This is a genomic window from Microbacterium sp. K35 (genome assembly GCF_004794375.1).
Lineage (GTDB): Bacteria > Actinomycetota > Actinomycetes > Actinomycetales > Microbacteriaceae > Microbacterium > Microbacterium sufflavum.
Genome location: NZ_SSDM01000183.1, coordinates 1 through 10,527 on the forward strand (window position 1 = coordinate 1; position 10,527 = coordinate 10,527).

Annotated in this window: 10 protein-coding genes; 4 read left to right on the top strand and 6 right to left on the bottom strand. The window is 73.0% G+C overall.

The features are described from left to right. Together DW299_RS07180 and DW299_RS07185 are read left to right on the top strand one after the other, a co-directional pair. Positions 1-856, top strand: an 856-nt coding sequence (locus tag DW299_RS07180; protein WP_136036175.1) for a nucleotidyltransferase family protein, incomplete at its 5' end; no start/stop codon positions are given. Between the two features lie 61 nt (positions 857-917). Further along, positions 918-2,774, top strand: a complete 1,857-nt coding sequence (locus DW299_RS07185; protein ID WP_136036176.1) for a DUF4012 domain-containing protein — start codon at positions 918-920, stop codon at positions 2,772-2,774. 15 nt (positions 2,775-2,789) lie between these two features. Here DW299_RS07185 and lepB read toward each other — a convergent pair whose 3' ends face one another. Beyond that, positions 2,790-3,467, bottom strand: coding sequence for a signal peptidase I (gene lepB, locus DW299_RS07190; protein ID WP_136036177.1), 678 nt, complete (start codon positions 3,465-3,467; stop codon positions 2,790-2,792). Positions 3,468-3,514: 47 nt separating this feature from the next. Here lepB and DW299_RS07195 point away from each other — a divergent pair, with 47 nt between their 5' ends. After that, positions 3,515-4,579: an acyltransferase family protein gene (locus tag DW299_RS07195; RefSeq protein ID WP_136028739.1), complete on the top strand. Its 1,065-nt coding sequence runs from the start codon at positions 3,515-3,517 to the stop codon at positions 4,577-4,579. Between the two features lie 56 nt (positions 4,580-4,635). On the opposite strand, the gene DW299_RS07200 is transcribed toward DW299_RS07195, so the two are convergent. The 3 genes from DW299_RS07200 to DW299_RS07210 form a co-directional block, all read right to left on the bottom strand. Further along, complete coding sequence (locus DW299_RS07200; RefSeq protein ID WP_136036178.1) at positions 4,636-5,184, bottom strand: hypothetical protein; 549 nt, start codon at positions 5,182-5,184, stop codon at positions 4,636-4,638. Positions 5,185-5,381: 197 nt separating this feature from the next. Further along, positions 5,382-6,278, bottom strand: a complete 897-nt coding sequence (locus tag DW299_RS07205) for a helix-turn-helix domain-containing protein (RefSeq protein WP_136028737.1) — start codon at positions 6,276-6,278, stop codon at positions 5,382-5,384. Between the two features lie 151 nt (positions 6,279-6,429). Continuing rightward, the gene (locus DW299_RS07210) at positions 6,430-7,074 is read right to left on the bottom strand and encodes a hypothetical protein (RefSeq protein ID WP_136036179.1); all 645 of its coding nucleotides are present in this window, start codon (positions 7,072-7,074) and stop codon (positions 6,430-6,432) included. Between the two features lie 255 nt (positions 7,075-7,329). On the opposite strand from DW299_RS07210, the gene DW299_RS07215 reads away from it, so the two are divergent. Further along, a complete protein-coding gene (locus tag DW299_RS07215) occupies positions 7,330-8,481 on the top strand; it encodes a hypothetical protein (protein WP_136036180.1) in 1,152 nt (383 codons plus the stop codon). Here DW299_RS07215 and DW299_RS07220 read toward each other — a convergent pair. Continuing rightward, the gene (locus tag DW299_RS07220) at positions 8,472-9,941 is read right to left on the bottom strand and encodes a tyrosine-protein kinase domain-containing protein (protein WP_168442791.1); all 1,470 of its coding nucleotides are present in this window, start codon (positions 9,939-9,941) and stop codon (positions 8,472-8,474) included. The two genes, DW299_RS07215 and DW299_RS07220, sit on opposite strands and share 10 nt — an antisense overlap. 89 nt (positions 9,942-10,030) lie before the next feature. Further along, the coding region (locus tag DW299_RS18920; protein ID WP_168443087.1) for an arsenate reductase/protein-tyrosine-phosphatase family protein at positions 10,031-10,527 on the bottom strand (497 nt) is incomplete at its 5' end.

Sequence of the window (10,527 nt, forward strand, 5' to 3'; positions counted from 1 at the left end):
AGCGCACGCCCTGGTCGCCTACACGGCCGCCGAGGCCGGGGTGCGGGCGCTGTCGCTCAAGGGGCCGTTCGCGGCCGAGTACGGGCTGCGCGACCGCCGCCCCTCCGCCGACGCCGATGTGCTCGTCCACCCCGCGGCGCTGCCCGCGCTGCGCGAGCGTCTGGAGCAGCGCGGCTGGCACACCCGCGCCGGCCGCATGCCGCCCACGTTCATCGACCTGCACTCCGTGACGCTGATCCACGACGACTGGCCGTGCGACATCGACCTGCACCGCTTCTTCCCCGGCTTCCTCGCCGCGCCCGAGGTCGTGTTCGAGCTGCTGTGGCAGCGCAGGGAGGTGCACCGCACGGGCGGCGCCGCCGTGCTCACCCCGTCCCGCGCCGGCATGGCCGCCGTCGTGGCGCTGCACGCCGCCCGCGACCCGCACGTGTCCAAGAACCGCCGTGACGCGGAGTCGGTGCGCACGGCCGTCGCGACGCGCTTCACGGCCGCGGAGGTGCGCGAGTTCTGCGACATCGTGCGCGGCGGTCGCGCGCAGTGGGTGCTGCGCGAGCTGATCGCGGAGGCGGGGCTGCCGCTCACCGCCGACGACGCCACCGCGGACGAGAAGGCGCTGTGGCTCCGGAACCAGCAGCCGGCGCCGGCGAAGGCCGCGTCGCTGTGGATCAGGGAGATCGCCGACGCCCCGCTGCGCGACAAGGTCAGGGTTCTGCTGCACGCGCTGTGGGTGCCCCGCGACGACATCCCCCGCAACGACCCGCACCGTCGGCCGAGCCGCCGCGAGGCCCTGGCCTTCCAGCGCCGGCGATGGGCCAGGGGCTTCCGGTCGCTGCGCGGGTACCTGCGCCGCCGCTGAGCCGCACGCCCGCGGGCGGCCACCGGCGTTCTCCCGGGGAACTGCGCTTGAATAGGACGCGATGTCCTCCTCCGCTCCCACCCGTGCCCAGCTGCGTGCCGACGCGCGTCGCGATGTCCCGCGTCGCGCCCCCTGGCGTCGCATCGTCTGGATCGCCCTCGGCGTCCTCGCCCTCGTGCTCGCGGTCGCCGCCGTGGTCGGGGGGATCGCGGTGTCCAAGGCGCTGACCGTGCGGGACGCCCTCACCCGGGCGATCCCGGTCGCGAGCGGTCTGCCGGCCAAGATCGTCGCCGGAGACACGGAGGGCGCCACCACCGACGCCGCCGCGCTGCAGAAGTCCGCGGCCGCCGCGGTCGCCGAGACCGAGGACGGCGTCTGGACGGCCGCGGAATGGATCCCGTTCCTCGGCCCGAACCTCGCCGCGATCCGCACCGCCGCGGAGGGGGTGGACGACCTCGCCGACTTCGCCGTCGAGGCCGTGCCGACGCTCGACCTCGCCGCGTTCCGCCCGGTCGACGGCGCCGTCGACCTGGCCGCGGTGCACAGCCTCGAGAAGGTGGTGTCGAGCGGCGCGGCGGTGTTCTCGTCGGTGAACCAGCGCATCGACGAGACGGACCGCTCGGTGCTGCTGCCGCAGGTCACCGGAGCGCTGGGCACGCTCGACGACGCGGTCTCGCGCGTGGACGACACGCTGGGCACGCTCGCCCCGATCCTGCGGGTGCTCCCCGCGGCGCTCGGTGAGGGCACCCCGCGCACGTACCTGCTCATGTTCCAGGGCAACTCCGAGCTGCGGGCCTCCGGCGGCAACCCCGCGGCGCTGGCCCTCGTCACCGCGACCGATGGCCGCATCGAGCTCACCACCCAGGCCACGAGCGTGCAGTTCGACAACGCGCGGCCGGAGAGCATCGCCCCGCTCGACCCCGAGACCCAGAACCTCTACTCCGACATCATCGGCCGCTGGATCCCGAACATGACCGCGACGCCGGACTTCCCGACCACGGTCGAGATCATGCGCGCGTGGTGGGCCGACGAGGGGCTCCCGCCGTTCGACGACGTGATCTCGACCGACCCGGTGGCGCTGAGCTACATGCTCAAGGCCACCGGCCCGATCCCGCTCGCGACCGGCGAGACCCTGACGAGCGACAACGCGGTGGCGATGCTGCTGAACGAGGTGTACTTCTCCTACGGCGAGTACGTGCCGGGCAAGGTGCTCGACGCCTCGGCCCAGGACGAGTTCTTCGCGGCGGCTGCTGCGCAGATCTTCTCCGCGCTCACCACCGGCATCCAGAGCCCGCTCGGGTTCCTCGACGCGCTGAGCCAGGCGTCCGACGAGGGCCGCATGAAGCTGTGGTCGTCGAACCCCGACATCGAGGCGATGCTCACCGGGAGCAAGGTCGCCGGCACGCTCCCCGCCTCCAACGACGACCAGACGGTCGCCGGCGTGTACTTCAACGACACCACCGGCGCGAAGACCGACTACTACGCCGACGCGAGCGTGGTGTCGTCGAGCGACCAGTGCACCGCGACCGGCGCGCCGTCGTTCCGGCAGACCATCACGTTCGCCAACAACATCACGCCGGAGCAGGCCGACGCCCTGCCCTACTTCATCACCGGCCCGCACTTCCAGCCCGGCTACATCGCCACCGACGTGGTCGTCTACGCGCCCGTCGGTGCCACGATCAGCGGCTGGGGCGTGGAGGGCGCCGAGAGCTACACGCTGGTGTCGGAGGGCACCCACCTCGGGCGCACGGCCGTGCGCATCAACGTGGTCACACCGCCGCAGACCGCCGCGGTCATCACGGTCGACATGACGGGGGCGGAGGGAACCACCGGGGCCGACTACGGGCCCTACGACGTGTGGACCACGCCCATGGTGCGACAGACCCCGGTCACGCTCGAGACGCCCGGCTGCGGCTGATCCCGCGGCCGGGGGTCACGGGCCGCCCCACCGGTCGAACGGCCACAGGATCGGCCCCGCCCTGCCCACGACCTCGTCGCGCGTCATCCACCGGGCGCAGTCGCCGGCGTCGGGCCTGCCGCGGCACGGGTAGACCGAGTCCGCCGAGTTCGCGCGGTTGTCGCCCAGCACCAGGTACGAGTCCTCCGGCACGGTCACCGCGGGGAAGCAGCGCGTCGAGGCCGGGGTCGTGTCGCAGTCGAGCTCTCCCGCCACGAAGGGCAGGTCGCGCGTGACGTAGGGTTCGTCGAGCGGTTCGCCGTCGACCAGGACCGCGCCCTCGGCGTCGCAGCACTCGACGGTCTGCCCCGGCCCCGCGATCACCCGCTTCACCAGCACGTACGGCCGGATCCCGGTCGCCTCGCCCGCCGCATCGAGGGCGTCGCGCAGCGGGTTGCCGGTCGGCGCGGGGCGCTCCCACCCGTCGCCGGGACGGAACACCACGATGTCGCCCTGCTGCGGGTCCGTGGCGACGTACGCGAGGCGGTTCACGATGAGCCGGTCGCCGGGCTCGAGCGTCGGCGCCATCGAGTTCGACGACGGCTGCCCCACGAACGCGACGATCAGCAGCGCGAGCACCAGGGCGAGCGCGACGTGCACCCACACGCTCCCGCGCCGCCGGCGTCGCGGGCGGGACGGCTCGGTCGTCGTCATGGTCTCTCCGGTCGCGCGGTCGGTGGTGCACCCAATAGTGTCAGGGAATGCGAGGGGGAACCGAGGCCGACGTCGTGTCCACCGGAGTGTCGAGCGGCGTGCGCGCGACCGATCGGCTGCGCATCCCCGACGTGCTGCGCGGGATCGCGATCGTGGCGATGCTCGTCGCGCACGCCGCGGTGTTCCTGCCCGTGAAGCCCCTGCCGGTCACGTTCGTGAGCTCGATGCTGAACGAGCTGGCCTCTCCGCTGTTCGCTCTCGTGATGGGCATGTCCGCGCAGCTGCTGTGGACCAGGGGCCCGCGTGTGCCGCTCACGCTGCTGCAGCAGGTGGTGCGGGGACTGTTCCTGATCGCGCTCGGGGTGTGGATGTCGACGTGGGGGTCGTGGGTGGCGATCATCCTCGGGCATCTGGGCGTGCTCCTGATCGTCGGCGCCCCGCTGCTGCTCGCCCGCACGCCGTGGCTCATCGCGATCGCCGCGACGCTGCTGCTGCTCAGCGACCCGCTGGTGCGTCTGACCCGGGGGTGGCTGTGGGCGTACACGGCGCCCAGCCCGCTGCACGAGCTGCTGGAGTGGGTCGCGCTGAGTCCGTCGTACCGGCTGCTGAACCTGCTGCCGTTCTTCCTGGCGGGTGCCCTGCTGATCCGCCACGGGCTGCGCCGGGACGGGCTGCTGTGGGCGCTCGCGGGCGTCGCGGTCGTGGCCTACCTGTCGTGGGGCGTCGCGGCCTTCACGGAGTTCGGCGGAACGGACTCCGGGCTCCTGTTCGACACCCTGCGCGACATCGGCCTGGTGTCGGCCACGTACGTGCTGGTGGTGCTCGCGGCCACATCCCGCCGCGGCGCCCGGTTCTGGAACGCGCTGTTCACGCCGCTGGTGGCGTGCGGACAGGTGGCGCTGTCGCTCTACCTGCTGCATGTGGGTCTCATCGCGCTGTGGAACGGAGCGTACGGACGGCCGGCGGAGAACGCCTGGCTCGGATGGCTGGTGATCGTCCCCGGCATGATCCTGGTCGGCTGGCTGTGGTGGCGCTTCGTCGGCACCGGCCCGGTGGAGTGGGCGATGGGCTGGGTGACCGGGCGCCGCAAGCCGCTGCGACGCACGCGCTGACCCGCGGCACGCACGAGGGGTGCGGTGTCGGCACCGCACCCCTCGTGGCCGGCTCGTCAGAGGAGCGTGATGCCCACGTTCGAGGTGGTCGTGTTGTTGCCGGTCACGTCGTCGCCCGCGACGGTGGCCGTCATCGTCTGCTGCGGTCCGCCGAGCAGCCCGGTCACGATACTCAGGTTCAGCAGCGAGTCGAGCGTCGTGCCCAGGTTGATCACCACGTTGCCGCCCGCCGGGATCGACGGGAGCGTGAGGGTGTAGTTGCCGTCGGTGCCGGCGACGGTCACACCGGCGACCGGGCCGATGTTCAGGGTCAGCAGCGACGGCGTGTACTGGATGGTGGTCGTGGCGCCGGCGGGGGAGGCGGCCGGGCCGTTGTTGGTGATCGTGAGCGTGTTGACCGTGGCGATGCTCGCGACGGCCAGCGGGCCCACGCCCAGGCTGAGCGTGATCGGCCCGCTGAGCGCGGGGACCAGGTCGCTGTCGGTGAGCGATGCGGCGGCCAGCGGCGTCGCCACCGCGGCCGCGATGACGGGGACCGACCAGGCCGCGCCCTTGACGACCGTGCGGCGCGTGATGCCCTTGTTCTTCTGGATTTCCTCGGTCACGTGAGTGTCCTCCCTCGTAGATGCAGATGCGGTTTCCCGCGGTGTCGTGAAGAGGCGACACGTTGTCTGCATCCCCCAGGAGCCCCTCCGTGGACCTCAAGCTAGGGCTGCGGGGAAGGGCGTTCCGGGGCTTCCCGCGAAAGACGCGCGGGGTGCGCCGAACCTGCGCGGAGTGTGCTCTGGGAGGGGCGCGCGGGCTAGGCGCGGCGGGCCGAGCGGAGCGCGCGCGGGGTTGCGGAGTAGGACTCGTCGAGGGCGCGGCGCAGGCTCATCGGCGACTGGAAGCCGGCGCGCTGCGCGATCTGGTCGATGCTCAGCACGTCGTAGCGGCTGTCCATCAGCAGGGAGTGCGCCAGGCGGGCCCGCTGTCGCCGGATCTCGCCCGCCACGCTGTTGCTCACCTCGGAGAACACCAGCTGCAGCTGGCGCAGCGACGACTGCACCTCGCGCGCCACCCTGGCCGGGTTCAGCGACGGGTCGCCGCACTGCTGGGCGATCACCGCGATCGCCCGCTCGCGCAGGACCTCGTGGGGCGTGCCCTGCCCGGTGACACCGCCCACGCGGTCGAGCACGAGGGCGCCGCTCATCTCCATCACCAGCTGCTCGATCGCGTACTGCTCGATGGCCGACGCGTGCGCGTCGGTGTCGAGCAGGCCGGCGATGAACCGCTGCAGCGATGCATCCAGCAGCCGCCGTTCGGGGTACACGCTCGCGTCGGGCGGGAGGGAGGGCACGAAGGATGCGATGGCCGAGCGGGGGACCAGTGCCGCGACGCAGCGCCAGACCCCGGCCGCACGGAGCCGCCGGGTGATGCCGTGCGGTGCGATGACGAGGCCGCTCTCGGTCTCCACCCAGGGCTCGCCGTCGACGCGCGACCACAGGGCCTGCGCCTCCAGGAACGCGAACACCGAGTGGTCGGGGTAGGCGCTGACCGTGTCGACGGTGAGCTCGGACGTGGCGCCGCCCATTCCGAGCAGCAGCACCCCTCCGGAGCTGCGCACGCGCGAGCGGAGACCGGGGTGGTCCCCGACTCGACGGATCCCGTGCAGGGAGAGCTCGCGGTCGTCGATCGAGTGGGCGGCCTTGGTGTTCACGAGGTCCTCCTCAGAGGTTCCGTTCCGCGGGGGGATCCGGGCGGAGGTTCGCTCCGCCCCGATCGCTCGAGGGTTCGGGGCGCACCGCCGGTGGACGACACTGCCCGATTTGAACAAGTATTCAGTGGAGCACGCGGAAGTACAGAGGTGATCAGAGAATTCCCGCGCCGACGGGCACGGGGATGGTGGTGGTCGCCGTCGCGGCGGTCCCGCCGATGGTGACCGTGAGCGTCACGGGGAAGGTCGCGAGCGCGCTCACCGTGACGCCGGTCGACGCTCCGGCGAGCCCGACGACGACCGACAGGTCCACGGCGCCGTCCGGGGCGACCGTGACGGTGCGCGTGCCGGTCCACGTGGTGGCGGGGAACCCGGACTGCCCGACGATCGGCGCGGTCTCGTAGACCGCGGTGCGTTCGGCCGCCGTCGTTCTGACACCGTCGACGGACCAGACGCCGATGCCCCGCGCGCGGCCGAGCGAGAGCGTGAGGTCGGTGGGACGCCCGATCGCGAGCGTGATCGTCGCCGGGGCGGCGGTGATCGGGCTCGGCCCGTTCACGATCGTGAAGCGGGTGGGCACCGTGACCACGTTCTGGCTGGTGAGGACGCCGCCGCCGTCGAGCAGGGGAAGGGCCACGAGTGAAGTGGTGGCACCCGTCCAGGCCAGGCTGAAAGTGGTGGCGCTGGCGGCCGCGAGCGGTGCGGCGGCGGCCAGCGCGATCACCGGGACGCTCCACGCGGCGGCGTGCAGGACGGCTCGTCGCGACGGTCGGGGCGGGGGACGGTCGTCGTCGATCATGGGGCTCTCTCCCGTGGGTGCAGAAGCGTGACGTGCGGTCGCGGAGCGGCGACACGAACCGTCTGCATCCCCCAGGAGCCCTCCGTGGAAGAGACGGTAGGGGCGGGCGGACGGGCACGGGCGGCGCACCGGGGAAAAGCGCGCTGTGCGCGTTCTTTCTGCGCGGATTGTGCGTTCGACTCGGGGTGGGCGAAAGCGCCGCGGGCTCGGCCGCCGCCCCGGGGAGCTGCCGCGGTGCACGGATAGGCTGGCGCCATGTCCGACCGCATCCGGGTCGCCGCGATCGGCGCCGTCATCGACATCGACGCGTCGACCAGGGGTCCGGTGTTCGCGGATCGGGTGCGCGCCGCCTGGAGCGACGCGCTGACCGACGCCGACGGCCCGCTGCACTCCGTCGTCCGCGTTCGGGAGGGCGGCGACGACGACGCGGCCCTCGCGCTCCTGTCGAGTGACGTGACCCTCGCAGCGCTGGCCCTGCGCCGCGGCGACGCCCTGTGGATGATGCACGCCGCGGGTCTCGCCGACGCCGACGGCCGGGTCGCGGTGCTCAGCGCGCCGTCGGGCACCGGCAAGACCACGGCCGCCCGCCGGCTGGCCCGTCGGTACGCGTACGTGAGCGATGAGACCGTCGGGGTCGCCGCGGACGGCACCATCGTCGCCTACCGGAAGCCGCTGTCCGTGATCGAGGCCGCCGCACCGCACAAGGTGCAGGTCGCGCCCTCGTCGCTGCACTCCGGGGTGCCGCTGTCCGGGGCACCGCGCGTCGCCGCCGTCGTGGTGCTGGACCGCCGCGTGGACGGACCGGCCTCACCCGAGGTCGAGCGCCTCGACCTCGCCCAGGCGCTCGAGCTGCTCGCGCCGCAGACCAGCTACCTCAGCGACGCCCCGCGCCCGCTGCACCTGATCCGCGACGTGCTCGACCGCGTCGGCGGGGCCGTGCGCGTGCGATACCGCGAGGCCGAGACGCTCGACGCCGTGGTGGCCGCGCTGCTCGCGGAGGCGCCGACGGGGTCGCGGTCGCGCGACGACGCCGACACCGCGTCCGAACCCATGCCCGAACCCGAACCCGCGCCCGAACCCGTGTCCGAACCCGAACCCGCGCCGGGACCCGTGGCCGGGGGCGCGCCCGGCGCGCTCGTGCGCACAGCGGTCGTGGATGCGCTCGACCTCGGCGACGGACGACTGGCCCTGCTGCGCCGCACCGACGACGGCAGCAGCGTGCACGTGCTCGACGGCATCGGACCGGCCGTGTGGCGCGCGGCCGACGGGCGCCCGCTCGACGACATCACGGCGGAGGTCGTGAGGATGCACGGCCGGCCGGAAGGCGCGGACGCCGGAGCCCTCGTCGCGGCGGCCGCGGAGACGCTGCGCACGGACGGACTGCTGCGGCGGGCGCCTCAGACCTGAGCCGTGCCCCGGCGGCGCACGCCCGGCGTCTGTCCGGCGTCGGAAGGCGGGTCGGCCGGTGCGTCGTCCGGCTCCGCGTACCGCTCGTACGCGCCGTAGTACTCGCGGCCGTAGTACGCCGACTCGGCGCCCTTGCGCGGCACGCGGTTCAGCACGACGCCGAGCACGCGGCCGGTGGTGCGCGTGATGTTGGCGATCGCGCGCTGCAGCATGTCGAACGTGGTCTTGCCGGACGACACGACGATCAGCACGCCGTCAGCGCCGGCGGCGAGCACCGCCGCATCGGTCACCGGCAGCACGGGCGGGGAGTCGAGGATCACGATGGCCGACGAGCTGATCTCGGCCAGGAAGTCGCGCATGCGCTTCGAGCCCAGCAGCTCGCTGGGGTTCGGCGGGATGCGCCCCGCCCCCACCACGGCCAGCGGCACGTCGCGCGAGGGGCGGTGCGCCACGTCCTGCAGCTCCGCCCGCCCGGCGAGCACGTCGGTCAGCCCGACGTCGCGGGACATGCCGAAGATGTCGGCGATGACGGGACGCCGCAGATCGCAGTCGATCAGGATCGCCCACTGCCCGGCGGCCGCGAGGCTCGAGGCGAGGTTGACCGACACGGTCGACTTGCCGTCGCCCGGCACCGAGCTGGTCACGACGATCACCCGCGGCGGGTGATCGACGTCGATGAACTGCAGGTTCGTACGCAGCTCGCGCATCGACTCGATCGTGTGGTGGGAGACGCCGTGCTGCGACTCGAGCGAGAAGTCGATCACCTGCCGCTCGTCGGACATCGACTTCTCCAGCGGCAGCGTCCCGATGACGGAGACGCCGGTCTCGCGCTCGATGTCGCGGGGGTGGCGGACCCGCCGGTCGACCGTGTGGCGCACGAACGCGTAGACCAGGCCCAGCGCGAGTCCGGCGAGCGCGCCGATGAGGACCGCGATGCGCGTGTTGGGGGAGGAGGGTTCGGTGGGCAGGCGCGCGGAGTCGCCCACCACGAGGGAGATCGCGGCCGGGGTCGACGAGGTGCCGCCCTCGAGCTTGTCGATCTCGATCGCCATGCCGTCGAGCCAGGCCTGCGCCAGCGCCTGTGCCTCCTGCGGCGTCGGTCCCTTCGCGGTGACCTGCAGGGCGGTCGTGTCAAGCGGATTGGTCACGGTCACCCGGTTCACGAGCACGTCGGGGGTCGTGTCCAGCCCGAGCTCGTCGATCGCGTGCTCGGCGACCGCCCGCCACGAGCCGATGTTGAGGTACGACTTCACCCTGCTCTGCGCGAGCTGATTGCCCACCAGGGCGGAGCCGCTCGAGCCGTCGCCGCCGGCCGCCGTGACGATGCCGGTGGTGTCGGCGGAGTACACGCGCGGCTGCAGGGCGGTCCATCCGAACGCGGCGGCGGCACCGACCAGCGTGGCCACCACGATCACGATCCAGTGCGCGCGCACGATGCGCACGTAGTCTCTCAGTTCCACGGTTTCCGCCCCTCGCGCATCCCTCGGGGAGCACGGGATGCCTGCATGACCATGAGCATACGGTGATCGTCCGTGCGGACGGGTGCGTCTCAGCCGATGGCGTCGCGCACGACCCGCTCGACCTCGGCCAGCGCCGGGGTGAGCTGCGATGCCGAGAGCGCGTAGGTCTCGCGCGAGCGGCGGTACGGGTCGATCACGTCGTCGTCCTCCGGCTGCGAGGGGGTAAGTCCGCGCTGGTCGTTGAGCGCGCGCAGCACGGCGGCGAACCGGTCGGCAGGGGCGTCGCCGGCGGCATCGGCTGCCGCCCTCGCGTCCGCACTGGTCAGGGTGGACGCGAGCCGGGCGAACTCGCGCACCGTGAACGTGCGCCGCAGGATGCTCGGCAGCATCTTCACCGCGTGCGAGCGGTGCTCCCTGGCCATGGTCAGCACGAGGTCGGTGTCGGCGAGCAGCGGCTCGACCAGGTAGCGCGCCTGGTGGGCGGCGGCGATCGACGGCTCGACGCCCGCCGTCGCCGCGAGCTCGAGCGCCGGCTCCGGCATGCCGTGGCCGACCAGCGCGTGCGTCCCCGCGCTGTGCACGCGCT

What these genes read in the sequence shown, in the direction of transcription:
- DW299_RS07185 (WP_136036176.1), top strand. Translation starts at nt 918, where the DNA reads ATGTCCTCCTCCGCTCCCACCCGTGCCCAGCTGCGTGCCGACGCGCGT.
- DW299_RS07215 (WP_136036180.1), top strand. Translation starts at nt 7,330, where the DNA reads ATGTCCGACCGCATCCGGGTCGCCGCGATCGGCGCCGTCATCGACATC.
- DW299_RS07195 (WP_136028739.1), top strand. Translation starts at nt 3,515, where the DNA reads ATGCGAGGGGGAACCGAGGCCGACGTCGTGTCCACCGGAGTGTCGAGC.
- DW299_RS07210 (WP_136036179.1), bottom strand. Translation starts at nt 7,074, where the DNA reads ATGATCGACGACGACCGTCCCCCGCCCCGACCGTCGCGACGAGCCGTC.
- lepB (WP_136036177.1), bottom strand. Translation starts at nt 3,467, where the DNA reads ATGACGACGACCGAGCCGTCCCGCCCGCGACGCCGGCGGCGCGGGAGC.